The sequence below is a fragment of the Rathayibacter sp. AY1C4 genome (genome assembly GCF_002932195.1).
Classification (GTDB): Bacteria; Actinomycetota; Actinomycetes; order Actinomycetales; family Microbacteriaceae; genus Rathayibacter.
Window position 1 is genome coordinate 44,105 of record NZ_PSWE01000013.1, and the last position, 20,204, is coordinate 64,308.

Sequence of the window (20,204 nt, forward strand, 5' to 3'; positions counted from 1 at the left end):
TCGGGGCGCGGGCGCTACCGCGCTCGGCGAGGCCGCCTCCGGGGCGACGCGCCCGGGCTGCACGGACATGAGCGCGTTCATAGGGTTCGGAGAGCGCTCTATCACGGACGGAATGTCTCAACCGCCGCCGTCAGATGTCGCGTAATCCCGCGGATCCCAGCCCTGACGCGGTAGCAGGAAGCCCTTGGGGCGACTGGGCGATCACTCGAACCGCCTTCGAATCGGTTCAGAACTTTTGCTTGACCCGCGACGTAAGTGGAAGTAGCTTCATCCGCATGGTCACCGCAGACCCCCGCAGCACTGCTGCACAGCCTCTTCCCCGCACCTCCGACGAGTCTCAGCAGCTGCTTCTGCAGATGCGCGGCATCGTGAAGGTCTTCCCCGGCGCCCGTGCTCTCGACGGCGTCGACCTCGATGTCCGACCCGGTGAGGTGCACTGCCTCCTCGGCCAGAACGGCGCCGGCAAGTCCACCCTCATCAAGACCCTCGCCGGGGCCCACCAGCCCACCGAGGGCGAGATCCTCGTCGACGGGAACGTCGTCACGATCCCGTCCCCGACGGCGGCCCTCGCCCTGGGCATCGCGACGATGTACCAGGAGCTCGACGTCGTCGACGGCCTCTCCGTCGCCGAGAACATCTTCCTCGGCCACGAGCTCTCCCGCGGCGGCTTCACCGCCCGGGCGAAGGCCACGAGGATCACCCGCGAGCTGATGGAGCGCCTCGGCCACTCCGAGATCTCGCCGAACCGCGAGGTCGGCACGCTCTCCGCCGCCGGCAAGCAGATCGTGCAGATGGCCCGTGCCCTCTCGCACGACGCGCGGGTCATCATCATGGACGAGCCCTCCGCGGTGCTCGACTCCGAGGAGGTGGAGAACCTCTTCCACGTGGTGCGCCAGCTCACCGCCTCCGGCGTCGCCATCGTCTACATCTCGCACCGCCTCGACGAGATCCGCGCCATCGGCGACCGGATCACCGTGATCAAGGACGGCGCGACCGTCGCGCAGAACCTCGCGGTCGCCGACACCCCCACCTCGAAGCTCATCACCCTGATGACCGGCCGCGCCGTCGAGTACGTCTTCCCGGACCGCCAGGAGCTCGACGTCGAGGCCGAGACGCTGCTGAAGGTCGAGAAGCTGGGCCTGCAGGGCTCCTTCTCGGACGTCTCCCTCGAGATCCGCGCCGGCGAGGTCGTCGGCCTCGCGGGGCTGGTCGGCTCCGGCCGCTCCGAGATCCTCGAGACCATCTACGGGGCGCGCCGCGCCAGCACCGGGACGGTCAGCGTGGCGGGCAAGCGCCTGCGCGCCGGATCCGTCACCTCGGCGGTCGACGCCGGCATCGGCCTCTGCCCGGAGGAGCGCAAGAGCCAGGGCCTGCTCCTGGACGAGCCGGTCTACCGCAACATCACCCTCTCGACCTTCGACCGCTTCGCCAAGCGCGGCTTCCTCGACGAGCGCTCCGAGCGCGCGGCGGCGGCCGAGCAGGCGGTCTCCCTCGACCTGCGGCCCTCCGGGGTCGACCGCGACGCCCGCACCCTCTCCGGAGGCAACCAGCAGAAGGCGCTCCTCGCCCGCTGGCTCGTGCGCGGCTGCCGCGTCCTGCTGCTCGACGAGCCGACCCGCGGGGTCGACGTCGGCGCACGGGCCGAGATCTACACCCTGATCAGGGACCTCGCGACCAACGGCGCCGCCGTGCTCGTGGTCTCCAGCGAGATCGGCGAGGTCCTCGGACTCTCCGACCGAGTGCTCGTGATCTCCGACGGCGCCGTGGTCCACGAGGGCCCGGCCGATTCGATCGACGAGCACCGCGTGCTCGATCTCGTCATGGAAGGAAGTGCAGCGTGAGCGGACAGCTCGACACCGCGTCGCCGTCGATCGGCGGTCCGCAGGAGGACGCCGCCCGTCACGCGTCGGCCGCGACGGGAGGCTCCTCCGGGGGCGTGCCCTCGAAGGACTCCCGCTCCGGGATCGCCCGCCTCATGCAGGGCTCCCTCGGCCGCAACGTCGGGCTGCTGCTCGCGCTGGTGATCCTCTGCATCGTCGGATTCGCCACCGCGGGGGAGCGATTCGCCAGCGTCGACAACGTGCTCACGATCCTCCGCCTCGCCGCCGTCATCGGCGTGCTGAGCATCGGCATGACCTTCGTCATCACCTCCGGCGGCATCGACCTCTCGGTCGGCTCCGTGATGGGGCTCGCGACGGTCTGGGCGAGCACGGTCTCGACCCAGTACTACGCGGCCAACACCTCCTGGCTGGTGATCGTGCTCACCGCGGTCGTCGTCGGCCTCGTCTGCGGCCTGATCAACGGCGCGCTAATCGCCTACGGCCGGGTCGTCGCCTTCATGGCGACCCTGGCGATGCTCGTCGCCGCCCGCGGCTTCGCCGAGCTGATCTCGAACCGCCAGACGCAGGTCGTCACGGTCACGCCGTTCCTCGACTTCTTCCGCGCCGACGTGCTCGGCATCCCGGTGCTCGTGCTGATCTTCGTGGTCGTCGCCGTCGCCGGCTGGATCCTGCTCAACCGCACCACCTTCGGCCGCCGCACCATCGCGGTCGGCGGCAACCCGGAGGCGGCCCGCCTCGCCGGCATCAAGGTCCGCCGCCACACCATGTACGTCTACGGCCTCGCCGGGCTCACCGCCGGCATCGCCGCCGTCATGATGCTCGCCCGCACCACCGCCGGCAGCTCGACCAACGGCCTCCTCTACGAGCTCGACGCCATCGCGGCGGTCGTCGTCGGAGGCACGCTGCTGGCCGGCGGCCGCGGCACCATCGTCGGCACCGTGTTCGGCGTCCTCATCTTCACGACCCTGACCAACGTGTTCACGCAGAACAACATGTCGACCTCGACTCAGGCCGTCGCGAAGGGCGCGATCATCGTCGCCGCCGTCCTGCTGCAGCAGCGGTTCGCCGCCCGCGGCAGGAAGTCCTGACCCCGGGGCTCCGGCCCCGCTCCTCCACACACAGCAACCCACCCGACCACTCAGGTCACCTCTCCGCAGGACACGTGTGCCCTCGGACCCCTCGGATCGATCGAAGGAGATCACTTCCATGCCCGCACGCCCCTTCACCCGCAGCCGCCTCTCCCGCACCGCCCGACTCGGCTCGGCCGGCGTCGCCTTCGGCGCCGTCGCGCTGATGCTCACCGGCTGCATCTCGAACGCCCCGGTCGAGACCGGCAACGCCGCCTCCGGCGGGACCGCCGCCGCCGTGGCCGCCTCGGACAACGACGCCTCCGGCGACAACGTCGTCATCGGCTTCACCGCTCCCGCCGCCGACCACGGCTGGATGGGCGCGGTCAGCCGCGCCGCCATCGCCGAGGCCGAGAAGTACGACGACGTGGAGCTCCGCACCGCGGAGGGCACCAACGACGTCAACCTCCAGATCAGCCAGGTCGAGACCTTCATCAACGACGGCGTCGACGCGATCGTGCTCCTGCCGATCGACGGAGCGGCGCTCACGCAGGTCGCCACACAGGCGATGGAGGCGGGCATCACCGTCATCAACGTGGACCGCGAGTTCTCCAGCCCCTTCGCCGCCCGGTCGACCATCCTCGGCGACAACTACGGCATGGGCGTCAGCGCCGGCACCTACATCTGCGAGGAGCTCGGCGACAACCCCGACGCCGTCGTCGCCGAGATCGCCGGCATCGACTCCCTCCCGCTGACCCAGGAGCGCAGCCAGGGCTTCTCGGACGCGCTCGAGGGCTGCGGACTCGACGTGGACAACCGCGTCGCCGCCGACTTCACCGTCCAGGGCGGAGAGCAGGCCGCGGCCAACCTCCTCCAGGCCGCGCCGAAGATCGACGCCATCTGGAACCACGACGACGACCAGGGCGTCGGCGTCCTCGCGGCGATCGACACCGCCGGACGCGACGAGTTCCTCTTCGTCGGCGGCGCCGGCTCGGCCAACGTGATGCGCGCGATCGAGGCCGACGACTCCGTCGTCAAGGCCACGGTCGTCTACCCCTCGACCCAGGCCGCGGACGGCATCAAGCTCGCCCGCCTCGTCGAGCAGAACAAGTCGATGGCCGACACCAGCTCGCTCGGCGTCCCGCGCCAGATCCAGCTCTTCGCGCCGGTCGTCACCAAGGACAACGTCTCCGAGTACCTGCCCTCGGCCTTCGAGTCCTGATCGGCCCCACCAGCCCGGGTCGGCGCGGGAACCATCCCGCGCCGGCCCCCACCTCGGCGCCGCCCCGGGATCACTGACGACCCGCAGCGCAGCGCCACCGGCATCCGCGAGAGGAGGAGGAGTGCAAGACACCGGCCCCAGGGCCGGACAGGAGGAGACCGGATCCGCTCAGTCGTGCGGACAGCGACGGACCCGGCCTCTGCGATGAACACCTCATTGAAGGAATCACATCACGCATGAATGGTAAGCGATCCTCGAGAAGAAGCATCAGGCGTCTTCTCGCACTCGGCATCGCCGGGATGGTGACGGTCTCCGGACTCACCGCCCTCGGCCTGCCCGCCTCGGCCCACGACGGAGTGGACCACGGTTCCGAGGGCGGAGCATCCGCTCTCGACTGGAGCAACTACGAGAAGGTCCTGCTGACGAAGAACGTCGGCGAGCCCCTCGACCTGGCCGTCCTCCCGGACAAGTCGGTCCTCCACACCGCTCGGAACGGCGAGATCCGCCACACCGACCCCAAGACCGGCACCACCCGTGTCGTCAACACGATCCCCGTGTACCAGAACTCGGAGGACGGACTGCAGTCCGTCGGCATCGACCCCGACTTCGCCGAGAACAAGTGGGTCTACCTCGTCTACGCGCCCCCCGGGAACACCCCGACCGGCGCGGCCCCGAACATGCTGCCCGAGGGCGCGACCGACAGCTACTGGGACCAGTGGAAGGGCATCAACCGCCTCTCCCGGTTCAAGTGGACCGGCTCGGGCCTCGACCTCGCGAGCGAGCAGAAGATCATCGACATCGAGACCCAGCGCGGGCAGTGCTGCCACGTGGGTGCCGACTTCGACTGGGACGCCGACGGCAACCTGTACCTCTCCACCGGCGACAACACGCCGGCGAGCGCTCCGGGTGCCGCGGGCTTCGCGCCGAACAACGACGCGCCCCGCATGAACCCGGGCTTCGACTCGCGTCGCGGCGCCGGCAACACGAACGACCTCCGCGGCAAGATCCTCCGGATCACCGTGCAGGAGGACGGCTCGTACACGATCCCCGACGGCAACCTCTTCCCGGTGGGAACCGAGAAGACCCGCCCCGAGATCTTCGTGATGGGCGTCCGCAACCCGTTCAAGATCGACGTCGACGCCGAGACGAACACCCTCTCCTGGGGCGACTACGGCCCCGACGCCACGAAGGCCGCTGCGGCCGACGGCGTCCGCGGCCCGATGGGCCTCGTCGAGTGGAACGCGACCGGACTGGACGAGCCGCACAACTCCGGCTGGCCCTACGTCCACGGACCGAACGCGCCGTACAACGAGTGGAACTTCGAGACGTCGACGCCCCGCGGCTTCTTCGACCCGGAGAACCTGAAGAACAACTCGCGCTGGAACACCGGCCTCGTCGACATCCCGGACGCCAAGGCGGCGACCGTCTACTACGGCGACAACCCCGGCGACCAGCCGTTCGACGAGCTCGTCAACTTCGGGACCAGCACCGGCCAGGGCCCCATGGGCGGACCGGTGTACCACTTCGACGCGGAGAACACCTCGACGTCGAAGTTCCCGGAGTACTGGGACAAGAAGACCTTCTTCGGCGAGTTCTCGCAGGACTACATCGCGGCGTTCACGCTCGATGAGGACCGCGCGGTCACGCACATCGAGGACTTCCTCCCCAACGCGGCGCTCAGCCAGGCCGCGCAGCCGATCCACGACAACCCGATGGACATGGAGTTCGGCCCCGACGGGTCGATGTACGTGATCGAGTACGGCGACGGATTCTTCCGCGCCAACCCCGACGCGGGCCTGTACCGGATCGACTACGCCGAGGGCAACAAGGCGCCGCAGGCCCGCTTCACCGCGACCCCCCTGTCCGCCTCGCAGACCCCGCTCGAGGTCACGTTCGACGCCAAGGGATCGACCGACCCCGAGGGCGACGCGCTCACCTACGACTGGGACTTCGACGGCGACGGCACCTTCGACGCCACCGGAGTGACCGTCAAGAAGACCTACACCGAGCTCGGACAGTTCACGGCCCGTCTGCGCGTCACCGACGCCAAGGGCAAGTTCAGCCTGACCTCGCGGGTCATCTCGGTCGGCAACCAGGCGCCGCAGATCCAGATCCAGACGCCCGGCAACGGCTCGTTCTTCAGCTGGGGCGACGCGATCCCCTACCAGGTGACCGGCAAGGACGCTGAGGACGGCGACCAGATCGTCAGCAGCCGCGTGGGCTGGACCTACGGCCTCGGCCACGACGAGCACGCCCACCCCGAGGTCACCGGCACCGGTGCCAAGGGAGCGTTCCCGACGTCCAAGGACTCGCCCGAGCACGGCCCCGGCGCGCTGCTGTACGGCACCGTCGTCGTGACCTACACGGACGGCGGCTTCAACGGCCTGCCCCCGGCTGCGGCCGAGGCGACGCTGCGGCTGAACCCGAAGACGCAGGAGGCGGAGCACGCCGCCCGTGAGGGCGTCCTGCCCTACGCGGACACCACCGCCAGCGGCGGCAACGCCGTCAGCGGACTCGGTGCGGGATCCTTCCTGCGCTGGGACCCGGTGAACTTCGCCAACCTGACCGGCGTCGTGGTCCGCGCCACCGGTGAGGGCACCGTCGACCTCCGCTGGAACGCTGCCGACGCAGCGCCCTTCGGAACGGCGACCATCCCCGCGGGAGCCGGCTGGAAGGACGTCCTCGTCCCCTTCGGCACCAACGTCCCCCGCGGCACCGGCTCGCTCTACGTGACCTCGCCCAGCGGCCTGTCGCTCGACTCCCTCACCTTCCAGGGTGCCGGCGCCGGTGACAAGACGGCTCCGACCGTCGCGGCGACCCTCGACCCGGCAGTGCCCGCGGGCGTCGGCGGCGTCTACAACAAGCCCGTGACCCTCGGCCTCACCGCCACGGACAACGGAGCGCTCTCCACCGTCCAGTACTCCGCCGACAACGGCACGACATGGACCACGGTCCGCGCCGTCAACGGCGCGTACACGGTCCCGTTCACCACGAACGGCGCCCGGACGATCCAGTACCGCGCCACCGACACCGGCGGCAACGTCTCGGCGGTCGGCACGGTGAAGTTCACGATCGACCTGGCCGCGGCGAACGCCCCGACCGCCGCGTCGACCACCACCGTGGCGCTCTCGGCTCCCCGCGTGACCTTCGGGGCACCGGGCGAGGCGACCGTCACGGTCACCGGTCAGGGTGGGAACCCCGGCGGAGAGGTCGTCCTCTACGAGGGCGCCACCGAGCTGGGCCGCGCGACGCTGAAGGACGGCAAGGCGACCTTCGCCCTGCCGAAGACCCTCGGCGCCGGCACCCACACCCTCCGTGCGGCGTACGGCTCGGACGCCACCTTCAAGGCCTCGGAGGGCACCGCCCGCCTGATCGTCTCGAAGGCCGCCTCGGAGCTCACCGCGACCGTCTCGCCCAACCCGGTCAAGCCGGGCGCCAGCGCGCAGGTCACGGTCGACGCGAAGTCCTCGACGGGTGTCGCCGGCACCGGTCAGGTGAGCGTGATGGTGAAGAGGAACCTCTCCACCGTCGCGATGCTCACCGGGACCCTCGACGAGAACGGGCACGTCGTGGTGACGCTCCCGAAGCTCGCGGCGGGCAGCTACAAGCTGACCGTCACCCACACCGCCACGGCGGACACCAACGCCGCGTCGGCGCTGCTGAACCTCACCGTCCAGCAGTAGCCACCGCGCAGGGGCCGGCCGGCTCGACCGGGCCGGCCGGCCCCCCACCCCCTGCACCATCTGCCATTTCGAAGGAGAAATGATGCACCACCACCACGCATCCATCACGGCCAAGCCGATGAGCCGGCGCTCGCTGATGACGGCCCTGGCCGCATCGACCGTCGCGGTCGGCGTCGGAGCGGGAGCGCTCGCGGCACCCGCCACGGCCGCCCCCGCGCCCTCGTCCGGATCCACGCGCCTGGTCCCGATCAACCGCATCGGCATCCAGCTCTTCAGCGTCCGCGACAAGGTCTCGTCGCTCGGCTTCCGGGCCGTCTTCGAGGAGCTCGGCCGCATCGGCTACAGCGAGATCGAGTTCGCCGGGTACACCCAGGGCAACGTCGGAGCGATCACGCCGCAGCAGATCCGCCAGCTGCTCGACGACAACGGCCTCCGCGCCGTCGGCTCGCACGTCGGCACCAACCTCCTCCGCTCGGAGCTGGGCAAGCAGATCGAGATCGCGCAGATCCTCGGCACGCCGCACCTCGGCACCGGCAACGCGCCCACCAACGTCAACACCAAGGCGGGCTACCTCGCCGCGGCGGAGGAGTGGAACAAGTGGGGCCAGCAGGTCTCGGCCGCGGGCATGAAGCTCTATCAGCACAACCACGCCGGTGAGTTCGGGTTCGCCACGGACGACCCCAAGACCCGCCTGTACGACCTCTTCTACGACAACACCGACCCGCGTCACGTGTACCTCGAGATGGACGTCTACTGGGCGTACGTCGGCAAGAAGCTCTACCCGGGCTTCGAGCCGCTCGACTACATCAAGCGCAACCCGCGCCGCTACCCGATCCTGCACCTCAAGGACGGCAAGACGAACAACGCCAACACCAACGGCTACGACATCGTCGAGTTCGGCGCGGGCAACCTGCCCTACCAGGCGTTCCTCTCGGAGCTGCGCGACCGCGGCCAGCGCTTCGGCGTCTGGGAGCAGGACACCGCTCCCACGCTGGCGACGCCGCCGAGCACGGGGAACTCCCTCGAGGCCGCTTCCCGCAGCTACTCCGCGATCGCTGCGCTCCGTGGCTGAGCGCACCCCGCGCCGCGCGCGCCGCACCGACAGCACCACCACCAGCACGACGCGCACGAGCGCACCGAGGAGAACCCCCATGAAGTGGAAGACGCCCACGGCGGTCCTCGCGGCCGCCTCCCTCGCGATGGTCGCCGCACCGTCCGCCTTCGCGGCGACGACGGACTGCACCACCGAGCTCGGGAACCAGACGATCACCGGAGACCTCAACGTCGGCGCGGGCCAGACCTGCGTGCTCGGCAACGTGACCGTCACCGGCAACGTCATCGTCGGCGACGACGCCTGGCTGGACGCCACCTCGGCGACCATCGGCGGCGACGTCATCGGCACCGACGCGTACGGCATCTCGATCGACGGCACCAGCGTCGGCGGAGACGTCGTCTCGTTCTCGGACGGCAGCCGCAACGGCTTCCTCTACCTGCGCGACCTCACGGTCGGCGGCATGGTCGAGGCCGGCGGGATCGACGTCGAGTTCAGCGACCTCTCGGTCGACGGCTCGGTCAGCACCGACGCGGCGAACTACGTCGACGTCGACCGCACCAGCGTCGGCGGCGACGCCACCTTCGCCGGAAGCGACTTCGGCGTGAACGTGCAGGGCGCCATCGTCGGCGGCTCGCTCGCCGTCACCGGCTCCTCGCGCGGCGTCCTCCTGGGCGCGAACGAGGACGGCTCGGCCTCGGCCCTCGGCAACACGGTGGGCGGGAACCTCACGCTCTCGGGCAACTCCGGCAACGTCCAGCTCGCGGGCTCGACGGTCGGCGGGCGCATCGCGCTCGCCGACAACGCGCCGGCGGTCAACTTCGGTGCGGGCAACACCGCCGCCGGAGTCGACGGCACCTTCACGGGAACGGCGGCGGGCGCTGCGGCGGCCGGCGACCAGGCCGTGGCCGTCATCGTCCCCGAGGCCAACAAGGGCGAGCTGACCTGGACGCTCGAGGGCACCAGCAACCTGGTGAACCTCGGCGTCGCCGAGGAGCAGGGCGACCACTTCGCCGCCTCCGGTGAGCTCGTGCCGGTCCGCGTGACCGACACCCGCCTCAACGGCCCGGCCTGGTCGGTCACCGGCCAGCTGAGCGACTTCCGCTCCGGCGAGAAGACGTTCTCGGGCAAGCACCTCGGCTGGACCCCCGAGGTCCTGGAGAACACGGGCGGTGCCGTCGCCGGCGCAGCCGTCCCCTCCGGGTTCGACTCGGGCAACGGCCTCGCCACGCCCCGCGTCCTCGGCTCCGCCGCGGCGCAGCACCCGACCGGATCCTCGGTCCTGGGCGCCGACCTCGACCTGAAGCTCCCGCTCTCGGTCGGAACCGGCACCTACACCGCGACGCTGACGCTCACCGCGCTCGGCTAGCACCGGTGGGGCGGCCTCCGGGCCGCCCCACCCTCCCCCCGTCTCCCCGCGAGACGCCACTCCGGTACGCCCCGCTCGGCGTGCCGCGTACCGGAGCGGCGTCCCGCGGGGAGGCATCCCCCCTTGCAACGGAAGCCTGATCGATGTCGCTCATGCCACGCACCTCCCGCACCACCGCCGCCCTGCTGCTGATGACGCTCCTCGCAGCCGGCGGCCTCTCGGCTCAGGCGGGTGCCCAGGAGGCGGACCCCGCCTCCACGCCGGTCACCTGGGGGGTGCGCCCCGCCGACACCGAGCAGGGCAGCGAGCGGCCGAACTACGCGTACGCCCTCGATCCCGGCGGACGCCTCAGCGACGCCCTGATCGTCTCCAACTACGACGACGAGGAGCAGACGTTCCGCGTCTACGGCTCCGACGGCTTCATCACCGAGGCCGGCCAGCTCGACCTGCTCCCCGCCGCGGAGCCCTCGACGCAGCTCGGCAGCTGGATCGCGTTCCCCGAGCCCGAGGTCACCGTGCCCGCCGGCGAGAGCGTGCAGGTCCCGTTCGAGGTCGTCGTCCCCGACGACGTGACCCCGGGCGACTACGCCGCGGGCGTCGTCTCCTCGATCCTGGTGCAGGGCGAGACCGGAGTCTCGGTCGACCGGCGCCTGGGCTCGCGCATGTACCTCCGCGTCGGCGGCGAGCTCGCCCCGCGCCTGTCGATCGACGGCCTCGCCGTCTCGTACCAGGGCGGCTGGAACCCCTTCGCCCCCGGCTCCGCGACCGTCGACTACACCGTGACCAACGCGGGCAACACCCGCATCGCGCCGGGCGCCGAGATCAGCGTCGCCGGCCTCTTCGGCCTCGCGCCGGTGTCCGCGACCGACCCGGAGCCGCTGCCCGAGCTCCTCCCCGGAACCTCCGTCTCGCGCACCGTGACCGTCGCCGGAGTCTGGCCGCTCTTCGTCGCGACCGCCCGCGCCGCGCTCTCGGGCACCGTCGTCACCGCCGACCAGGCCTCCCAGGCCGACTCCGCCGTCGTCGTCCCCGACGTGCCGGTCGCCACCGCCGAGACCTCGGCCGCGGCCGTGCCGTGGAGCGCCGTGCTCCTCCTCGCCCTGCTCATCGGGCTCATCGTGCTGACCGTCGTCCGCCGCCGCCGCCGGGCCGCGGGGGAGCAGGCGCGCATCGACGCCGCCGTCGCCGCCGCTCTCGGCGCCCAGCCGGAGGACGCCGACCGCGCGGAGGTCCGCTCCTGACCGGGTGCGGCCGACGCGGTCCGCGGGGGATCGCGCCGGCGCGGCCCGCCGTCTCCGGGCGCGCGGCCGCCGCTCTAGCGGACCGCCCGCCCCTCGGCGCGCAGCTGCTCGAGGAAGCCGTCCACCACGGCGGGGCTGAGCAGGTGCCCGCGCAGCATCAGCGCGGCACCGCGCACGCCCCCGCTGCCGCCCAGCTCGGCGGTCACCACGTCGAGCCGCTGCGTCGCGAGGGGGAGGGAGCGCTCGTCGATCACCGAGCGCACGGCCGTCAGGATCTCCGGGCTGGCGAGGGCGACCGCGCCGCCCAGCACGATGACGGAGGGGTTCAGCAGGCTCACGCAGGTGGCCAGCACCTCGCCGAGCTGGAGTCCCGCGATCCGCGCCGCCTCCACGGCCTCGGGATCGCGCGCCTTCAGCAGGTCGATAAGCTCGCGCACCGACTGCACGTCGCGGCCCGCCCGGGCGAGCCCGGCGGCCAGAGCGGAGCCGCCCGCGACCGCCTCGAGGTCCCCCTCCTGACCGCCCGCCGCGGCCGGGGCCGTGCGCGGCACCTGGACGTGGCCGAGATCACCGGCGGAGCCGAGGGCTCCGCGCTGGAGCAGCCCGGACGAGACGATGCCCGCGCCGATGCCGGTGCCGACCTTCACGAACATCAGATCGAGGGCGTGCGGGAACCGCGAAGCCCGCTCGCCGAGCGCCAGCAGGTTCACGTCGTTGTCGACGAGCACCGTGGTGTCGTAGCGCCGGCGCACGAAGGCGGGGATGTCGAAGCCGTCCCAGCCGGGCATGATCGGCGGGCGCACCGGGCGGCCGCTCGCGTGCTCCACCGGGCCGGGCACGCCGACCCCGATTCCCGCGAGGGCGGAGCGGTCGACGCCGGCCGCGGCGAGGATCCCGTCGCAGACGTCGAGCGCGTGCCCGAGCACCGCCACGGGGCCCTGCGCGATGTCGAGCTCCTCGCGGCGCTCGGCGATGATGCGGCCGTCGAAGTCGGTCAGCGCGATGGTCGAGTGCGCCGCGCCCAGGTCGATGGCCAGGAGCGAGCGGACGGCCGGGTCGAAGACGAGGCGCGCGGACGGGCGGCCGCCGGTCGACGGAGCGCGGTCGAGGTGCGCGATCAGTCCGAGGTCGAAGAACTGCTCCAGGCGCGTCATCACCGCGGTCCGCGCGAGGCCCGTCTCCTCGACCAGCTCGGCGCGGGTGCGCGGTCGACCGTCGGCGAACAGCCTCAGCATGTCGCCGGTCGCGGTACCGGCGCGCTCGGCCACGCTCAGCTCCTTCTCTCGGCCCGGAGGACGGGTTCGGGGGACAGCACACCTGAGGAAACCAGTCGACGCACGGTCGCGCAATCTCGGCGGGCCCTGCGTGCGGTTCCTGCGCAACACGGCCGGCCGGAGGCGCGACGCGCGCCCGGCCGAGGCCCCTCCCCACTCCGATCGCCCGGGTGCGCCCCGACGATCGCCGCTCAGCCAGCCCTTCCAGACAGGAGAGAACGATGACCTCGTCCGACACCACCACCACAGGCGCCCCCCGATCGAGTGGGCGCATCGGCCTCTGGCTGATCGGGGCCCGGGGCAGCGTCGCCACCACGGCCGCCGTGGGCCTGCACGCCATCGCCGCCGGAGCCGCGCCCAGCTCGGGCTGCGCCACCGCGACCCCCGCCTTCGAGGACGTCCCGCTCGCCGGGTTCGCCGACATCGTCATCGGCGGCCACGACGTCTCGCCGACCCCGCTGCTCGAGAAGGCCACGGGCCTCGCGGCCGGTGGCATGTTCCCGACCTCGGTCGTCGCCGAGGTGGCCGACCGGATCGACGCGACCGACGCCGAGATCCGCCTCGCCCCCGCCGACGCCGCGTCGCAGCAGGAGGAGATCGACCGCCGGGCCGCCGACATCGTCGCCTTCCGCGAGCGCCACGGCCTCGCCCGGGTCGTCGTGATCGACGTCGCCTCGACCGAGGTGCTGCCGGCCGACCGTCCCGAGTTCCACGACCTCGCCGCTCTGCGCGCCGCCCTGGCGCGTCCGGGCGAGCGCCTCCTGCCGCCGAGCTCGATCGCCGCCCTCTCGGCCGTCGTCGCGGGCGCGGCCTACGCCTGCTTCACTCCCTCGACCGCGCTGGCTCTGCCGGCCCTGGAGGAGTGGGCCGCCGAGGCCGGGATCCCGATCGCCGGCCAGGACGGCAAGACGGGGGAGACCCTGCTCCGCAGCGTGCTCGCGCCGATGTTCACGGCACGTGGGATGCGCGTGCTCTCGTGGGCGGGCGCGAACCTCCTCGGCGGCGGCGACGGGCAGACCCTCGCCGACCCGGAGGCGGTGCGCTCGAAGCTCGTCTCGAAGAACCGCGGACTGCGCAGCCTCCTCGGCGACGACGTCGTCACACCGCTCCACATCGACAACGTCCCGGACCTCGGCGACGTCAAGACCGCCTGGGACCACGTGCACGCCGAGGGCTTCCTCGGCTCGCGGATCACGGTGCAGACGATCTGGTCGGCGTACGACTCGGCCCTCGCGGCGCCGCTGATCCTCGACCTCGCCCGCCTGCTGGCGCTCGCGGACGAGGCCGGCGTCTCGGGCCCGGTCGGCGAGCTCGGCTTCTTCTTCAAGGACCCGTGGGGCAGCGACGTGCACGGCTTCGCCGAGCAGACCGCGGAGCTGGTGGCCTGGTCCGCCCGCACCGGCGCGCTCGTCGCCGAGCGCCGCACCCCGGTGACGAGCGGGACGCGGAGCGATGGCTGAGCTGCGCGACTACCTCGAGCTCGTCCGCGCGAAGGCCGCGCTGACCGTGATCGGCGACACCGTCGCCGGCGGAGCGTGGGCGGGCCGCGGCGTGGGAGCGCGCACGGTCGCGCTCCCGCTGTCCTCGGCGCTGCTCTACTCGGCGGGCATGGCGCTCAACGACTACGCGGACGCCGAGCTCGACGCCCGGGAGCGGCCCGAGCGGCCGATCCCCTCGGGGCGCATCCGGCGCTCGGCGGCGCTGGGCACGGCGGCCGCGCTGACCGCGGCGGGGATCGCCGTGGCGGCCGTCGTGGACGGGCGGCGCTCGCTCGCGCTCTCGCTGCCGCTCGCGGCCGGGATCTGGTCGTACGACCTGCTCGCGAAGCCGACTCCGCTGGGCCCGGTCGTGATGGCGGCCTGCCGCGGTCTCGACGTGCTGCTCGGCGCGGGCGTCGACGGCGTGCGCGCGGCGGCCCCCGCCTCCGCCGCTGTGGCCGCGCACACGCTCGGCGTCACCGTGCTCTCGCGCGGCGAGGTGCACGGCACCACCCCGGTCGCGGCGGGAGCGGTCTCGGCCGGCACCGCGGCGATCGCGCTGTCCACCGCGGCCGGCGCTCTGGCCGAGCGCCGGGCCGCCCCCGCCGCGGTCGTCGCCGCGGGCCTCGGGCGCTGGCTCCTGCTCGTGCTCACCGCGCAGCTGCAGGCCGTGCAAACGCCGACGGCCGCGGCCGCGCGGACGGCCACCCGCGCGGGCATCACCGGGATGATCCCGCTGCAGGCCGCGCTCGCCGGTCTGAAGCGTCCCGAGCTGGGGGCGGCGCTGCTCGCGCTCGACGCGCTCGGCTCCCTCCTGCTCCGCCGCCCGCGGACGGCGGACATCACATGAGCGCCACCGGACCCGTCCTCGGCTACGGCACCAACGGCTTCGCCGACCACACCCTCGACGACGCGCTCACGGTGATCCACGCCGCGGGGTACCGCGCCGTCGCGCTCACCCTCGGGCACCCGCACCTCGATCCCTTCGCGGCCGACTGGCGCGAGCGGACGCTGGCGCTCCGGACGCGGCTCGACGAGCTGGGCCTGCGCGTGGTCGTCGAGACGGGCGCGCGGTACCTGCTCGACCCGTTCGCGAAGCACCGCCCCACGCTGGTCGGCGAAGAGGCCGGCCCCCGCGTCCGCTTCCTCGAGCGCGCGATCGAGATCGCCGCGCTGCTGGACGCCGACGCCGTCTCCCTCTGGTCGGGGGTCGTGCCGGCGGGCGCGGATGCGGCCGCGGCCTGGCGGCTGCTCGTCGAGCGGATGCGCGGCGTCGTCGCGACGGCCGAGCGCCACGGCGTGCGGCTGGCCGTCGAGCCCGAGCCGGGGATGCTGGTGGAGACGGTGGCCGACGCGCTGCTGCTGCGCCGCGAGCTCGGCGACCCGGAGTCGGTCGGGCTGACGGTCGACCTCGGCCACTGCGTCGTGGTGGAGCCGGACGGCGTGGTCGGAGCCCTCCGCAGCGCTGGGGACCTGCTCCTGAACGTGCAGGTCGACGACATGCTCCCGGAGCGGCACGAGCACCTCGAGCTCGGCACCGGATCGCTCGACCTCGCGGCCGCCTTCGCGACCCTCGCCGAGATCGGCTACCGCGGGATCGCCGCCGTCGAGCTGCCCCGGCACTCGCACGACGCGCCCCGCCTGGCCGTGGCGAGCCTCGCGGCGATGGAGGAGGCGCTCGGCGGCGCCTCCTCGCACGCCGAGCACCCGTGGACCGCGGCCGCCCGTTCCGCCGTCGTCGAGCGCCCGTCGCGGATCGAGCGCTTCTTCCCCGCCGCGGGCCGCGAGGCCGGACGCGAGCCGCTCCGGCCCGCCGAGGACCCGCACGGCCTCGTCCACGGCACGCACGACGACGCGGCCCGCGCCGCCCTGGTGCAGGCCGCCGCGCAGGCGCTCGGCGACGATGACCTGGCCGCTCTCCTCCTCCGCCTCTACCGGGGCGGGGACGGCGCCGAGCGCCGCGGAGTGCTGGCCGGGCTGAACGCCCTCGGCGACCCGGGACCGGCGACGACCCTCGCCGGCCTCGAGCTGACCGCCGACGCCCTGCGCGCCAACGACACCCGGCTCGTCGCCGCGGCGATGGGCTCCTTCGCCCGCCGCCACCTCGACGCGCACGCCTGGCGGCACGGGGTGCTCAAGCTCGTCTTCCTCGGCGTCCCGCTCGCGGCGGTCGCCGGGCTGGAGGAGCGCAGCGACGCCGAGCTGCGCGCGATGGCCGGCCGCTTCGCCGACGAGCGCCGCGCGGCCGGGCGCCCGCTCCCGGACGATCTGGCGGTGCTCCTGCCGAGCTGACCGCCCCCGAACGCCGCCCCGACCGCGGGGCACCACCACCGATGAGAAAGGCGCGACGATGCGCATCTTCGACCCGCACATCCACATGACCTCCCGCACCACCGACGACTACCAGGCGATGTTCGACGCCGGCGTCCGCGCGGTCGTCGAACCCTCCTTCTGGCTCGGACAGCCGCGCACGAACGTCGGCTCGTTCACGGACTACTTCGACGCCCTGATCGGCTGGGAGCGCTTCCGCGCCGCGCAGTTCGGCATCCGCCACCACTGCACCATCGGGCTCAACCCGAAGGAGGCGAACGACCCGCGCTGCCGGGCCGTCCTGCCCGAGCTCGACCGCTACCTCGCCAAGGACGGCGTCGTCGCGGTCGGCGAGACCGGCTACGACTCGCTCACCCCCGAGGAGGACCAGGTCTTCCGCCAGCAGCTCGAGCTCGCCGGCGAGCACGGCCTCCCCGCGATGGTGCACACCCCGCACCGCGACAAGGAGTCGGGCACCCGCCGGACCCTCGAGGTCGTCGCCGACTCGGGGCTCGAGCCCGGGCGGGTCCTCGTCGACCACCTCAACGAGGTCACCGTCGACGCGGTCCGCGACTCCGGCTGCTGGATGGGCTTCTCCATCTACCCCGACACGAAGATGGACGAGACGCGCCTGGTGACGCTGGTCGAGCGGATCGGGCTGGACCGCGTCCTGGTCAACTCCGCCGCCGACTGGGGCCGCTCCGACCCGCTCACGACCGCGAAGACCGGCCGCCTCCTCCTCGTCGCCGGCTTCAGCGCGGGCGACGTGGACCGGCTGCTCTGGCAGAACCCGGTCGAGTTCTACGGGCAGAGCGGACGCCTGGACCTCTCGCCCGTCGCGGGCTTCGACGTGCAGGAGTCGGCCGGCCGCACCTTCGAGGGCAACTCCGTGCTCCGGGGCGCGCCGCGCGTGGCGGAGGTCGTGTGATGCACCTCTCCTACTGCACCAACGTCCATCCCGCCGAGGACCTGGCCGGAGTCGTCCGCCAGCTCGACGTCTACGCCGGACCCGCGCGCGTGGCCGCCGGGCTCGCCCTGGTCGGAGTCGGCCTGTGGATCCCGCGCGACCTCGCGGCCCGCCTGGTCGCCAGCGCCGAGGACCGCGCCGTCCTCCGCGCGGCCCTGCAGCGCAACGGCCTGGAGGTGCGCACGCTCAACGCCTTCCCGTACGCCGCGTTCCACGCCGAGGTCGTGAAGCTCGACGTCTACCGCCCCGACTGGACCACGCCGGAGCGCCTGCAGTACACGATCGACTGCGCGCGGATCCTGGCCGACCTGCTGCCCGCCGGCGCCGACGGCAGCATCTCGACGCTGCCGCTGGGCTGGCGCGAGGGCTGGGGACGGGAGCAGGACGAGGCCGCCTGCCGCAACCTCGCCCGGCTCGTCGAGGAGCTGCGCGACCTGCGCCGCTCCACCGGCCACGCGATCCGCCTGGCGATCGAGCCCGAGCCCGGCTGCATCCTCGACACCGTGGACGACGTCGTCGACTGGCTGCACCCGCGGATCGGAGTGGTCGACCCGGCGTACGTGGGCGTGTGCCTCGACACCTGCCACCTCGCCGTCTCCTTCGCCGACCCGGCCTCGGCCGTCCGCCGCATCCGCGACGCGGGCCTGCGCGTGGTCAAGGTGCAGGCCTCCGCCGCGCTCCACCTGGAGGACCCCTCGGGCCGCGCCGCGCTCACCCCGTTCGTCGAGAAGCGCTACCTGCACCAGACCCGCGAGAACGGGATCGACGGAGTGCTCCGCGTCGACGACCTGCCCGAGGCGCTGGACACGCTCCCCGGCACCGGCCCGTGGCGCGTGCACTTCCACGTGCCGCTGCACCACCGGCCGGAGGCGCCGCTCTCGGCGACCACGGCCGTCCTGGCGGAGGCGGTCTCGGCGGTCGACGCCGCCTGGCCGTACGACGAGATCCACCTCGACGTCGAGACCTACACCTGGTCGGTGCTCGCCGACGCCCCGAGCGACCTCTCGACGGGCATCGGCGCCGAGCTCGCCTGGGCGGCCGCGCACCTGCTCACGCCCGCCTCCCGAGAGGCGCTGCTGGCGCCCCTCCTCCCGCAGGCGGCGGCGCTGTGAGGCCCGTGCTGCTGCTCGACGTGGTCGGGCTGACCTCGACGGCGCTCGCCGACATGCCCCGCCTCTCGCGGCTGGCCCGCGGGGGCGGGCGCCTGCCGCTGGACACGGTCCTGCCCGCGGTCACCTGCAGCGTGCAGTCGACCATGCTCACCGGCTCGATGCCCGCGCAGCACGGGATCGTCGGCAACGGCTGGTACTTCCGCGACCTCGGCGAGGTGCACCTGTGGCGCCAGCACAACCGCCTGGTCACGGGGGAGAAGGTCTGGGAGACCGCGCGCCGGCTGAGCGGGGAGCCGTACCGCGCGGCCAACATCGGCTGGTGGTACGCGATGGGGGCGACGACCGACGTCACCGTCACTCCGCGCCCGATCTACCACGCCGACGGCCGCAAGTCGCCGGACGCGTACGTGCGCCCGCCGGCGCTGCACGACGAGCTGGTCTCGCGCTTCGGCGCCTTCCCGCTGTTCCAGTACTGGGGGCCGACCGCGTCGCTCCGCTCGACCCAGTGGATGGTCGACGCGACCCGGCACGTGCTGGCGGGCGACGGCTCCGGCCCGCCCGAGCTGACCACGGCGTACCTGCCGCACCTCGACTACGACCTCCAGCGCTTCGGACCGGACTCGCCCGAGGCGCGCCGGGCCGCGTCGGAGCTCGACGTGGTGCTCGCTCCGCTGCTCGACGACGCGGAGGCGCTGGGCGCGTCGGTGATCGTGGTCGCCGAGTACGGGATCGCCGACGCCGACACCCCGGTCGACGTGAACCGGGCGCTCCGCCGCGAGGGCCTGCTCGAGGTCTACGTGCAGGACGGCCGCGAGCAGCTGGACCCGTGGACGTCGCGCGCGTTCGCCGTCGCCGACCACCAGGTCGCCCACGTCTACGTGCAGGACGCGGCGGACCTGCCGCGGGTGCGCTCGATCCTCGAGGGGCTCGACGGCGTCGACGAGGTGCTCGACCGGGAGGCGCAGGCCCGCTACGGCCTCGACCACGAGCGCTCGGGCGAGTTCGTCGTGGTCGCCCGGCCGGGGGCGTGGTTCACCTACTACTACTGGCTCGACGACGACCGCGCACCCGACTTCGCCCGCGGCGTCGACATCCACCGCAAGCCCGGCTACGACCCGGCCGAGCTCTTCTTCGACCCGGCCGACCCGCTGGTGAAGGCGAAGGCGGCGGGCAACCTCGCCAAGAAGGCGCTGGGGCTGCGCTACGCGATGAACCTGGTTCCCCTGGACGCGTCGCTCGTGCGCGGCACGCACGGGAGGCTGCCGTCCTCGTCGGCGGACACTCCGCTCGTGCTGGCCTCGGACGCGGACCTGCTGCCGGCCGGAGCCGCGTCGCTCCCGGCCACCGCGATGCGCGACCTGGTGCTCGCGGCGCACGGCCCGGCCCTCGCGAAGGAGGCGTCGGCGCTCGCGCGCTGAGGGAGGGGACGCCCGGCGGCCCGTGCGCGGGCCGTCGGGTGCCGGGGGCTCAGCCGGGGTCGCCGCGGTCCGACGCGGGCTCAGGCGAGCTCGCCGCGGTCCGACGCGAGCTCAGGCGAGCTCGCCGCGGACCGCAGCGGGCTCAGGTCCTCGCCGCGGACCCAGCCGGGC

At 73.0% G+C, this 20,204-nt stretch carries 14 protein-coding genes; 13 read left to right on the plus strand and 1 reads right to left on the minus strand.

What is annotated here, in order from left to right; genetic code table 11:
• The first annotated feature begins 356 nt into the window (after positions 1–356).
• The 7 genes from C5C99_RS08545 to C5C99_RS08575 all read left to right on the plus strand — a co-directional run bounded on the left by C5C99_RS08545 (position 357) and on the right by C5C99_RS08575 (position 11,474).
• On the plus strand, positions 357–1,841 hold the full coding sequence (locus C5C99_RS08545) for a sugar ABC transporter ATP-binding protein (RefSeq protein WP_208543410.1): 1,485 nt from the start codon (positions 357–359) through the stop codon (positions 1,839–1,841).
• Positions 1,842–1,975: 134 nt separating this feature from the next.
• Entirely contained in the window at positions 1,976–2,929 is a 954-nt protein-coding gene (locus tag C5C99_RS08550) for an ABC transporter permease (protein ID WP_068256795.1), read from the plus strand.
• 118 nt (positions 2,930–3,047) lie between these two features.
• On the plus strand, positions 3,048–4,130 hold the full coding sequence (locus tag C5C99_RS08555; RefSeq protein ID WP_104222461.1) for a substrate-binding domain-containing protein: 1,083 nt from the start codon (positions 3,048–3,050) through the stop codon (positions 4,128–4,130).
• A 236-nt stretch (positions 4,131–4,366) separates the two neighbouring features.
• Entirely contained in the window at positions 4,367–7,813 is a 3,447-nt protein-coding gene (locus tag C5C99_RS08560) for a PQQ-dependent sugar dehydrogenase (RefSeq protein WP_181074567.1), read from the plus strand.
• 82 nt (positions 7,814–7,895) lie between these two features.
• A complete protein-coding gene (locus C5C99_RS08565; RefSeq protein WP_219813837.1) occupies positions 7,896–8,885 on the plus strand; it encodes a sugar phosphate isomerase/epimerase in 990 nt (329 codons plus the stop codon).
• Positions 8,886–8,964: 79 nt separating this feature from the next.
• Positions 8,965–10,233 (plus strand): hypothetical protein, encoded by a 1,269-nt coding sequence (locus tag C5C99_RS08570; protein ID WP_104226600.1) that lies wholly within the window; start codon positions 8,965–8,967, stop codon positions 10,231–10,233.
• 152 nt (positions 10,234–10,385) lie between these two features.
• Positions 10,386–11,474, plus strand: a complete 1,089-nt coding sequence (locus tag C5C99_RS08575) for a hypothetical protein (protein WP_146085484.1) — start codon at positions 10,386–10,388, stop codon at positions 11,472–11,474.
• Positions 11,475–11,548: 74 nt separating this feature from the next.
• On the opposite strand, the gene C5C99_RS08580 is transcribed toward C5C99_RS08575, so the two are convergent.
• A complete protein-coding gene (locus tag C5C99_RS08580) occupies positions 11,549–12,742 on the minus strand; it encodes an ROK family protein (RefSeq protein ID WP_258059432.1) in 1,194 nt (397 codons plus the stop codon).
• A 227-nt stretch (positions 12,743–12,969) separates the two neighbouring features.
• Between C5C99_RS08580 and C5C99_RS08585 the strand changes: the two genes are divergently transcribed.
• Genes C5C99_RS08585 through C5C99_RS08610 form a run of 6 tightly spaced genes read left to right on the plus strand, consistent with a single transcriptional unit; the run spans position 12,970 to position 20,033 of the window.
• Positions 12,970–14,208 (plus strand): inositol-3-phosphate synthase, encoded by a 1,239-nt coding sequence (locus C5C99_RS08585; RefSeq protein ID WP_104222464.1) that lies wholly within the window; start codon positions 12,970–12,972, stop codon positions 14,206–14,208.
• Positions 14,201–15,076 carry an SCO3242 family prenyltransferase gene (locus C5C99_RS08590; protein WP_219813336.1) on the plus strand — a complete coding sequence of 292 codons (876 nt, stop codon included), beginning with the start codon at positions 14,201–14,203 and terminating at the stop codon, positions 15,074–15,076. Before C5C99_RS08585 ends, C5C99_RS08590 begins: the two co-directional genes overlap by 8 nt.
• Complete coding sequence (locus tag C5C99_RS17495; RefSeq protein ID WP_104339930.1) at positions 15,073–16,518, plus strand: EboA domain-containing protein; 1,446 nt, start codon at positions 15,073–15,075, stop codon at positions 16,516–16,518. The genes C5C99_RS08590 and C5C99_RS17495 overlap by 4 nt, the downstream gene beginning before the upstream one ends.
• 58 nt (positions 16,519–16,576) lie before the next feature.
• On the plus strand, positions 16,577–17,464 hold the full coding sequence (locus tag C5C99_RS08600) for a TatD family hydrolase (RefSeq protein WP_104222466.1): 888 nt from the start codon (positions 16,577–16,579) through the stop codon (positions 17,462–17,464).
• Positions 17,464–18,615, plus strand: coding sequence for a metabolite traffic protein EboE (gene eboE / locus C5C99_RS08605; protein WP_104226604.1), 1,152 nt, complete (start codon positions 17,464–17,466; stop codon positions 18,613–18,615). The genes C5C99_RS08600 and eboE overlap by 1 nt, the downstream gene beginning before the upstream one ends.
• A complete protein-coding gene (locus tag C5C99_RS08610) occupies positions 18,612–20,033 on the plus strand; it encodes an alkaline phosphatase family protein (RefSeq protein ID WP_104339931.1) in 1,422 nt (473 codons plus the stop codon). The genes eboE and C5C99_RS08610 overlap by 4 nt, the downstream gene beginning before the upstream one ends.
• The last annotated feature ends 171 nt before the right edge of the window (positions 20,034–20,204 follow it).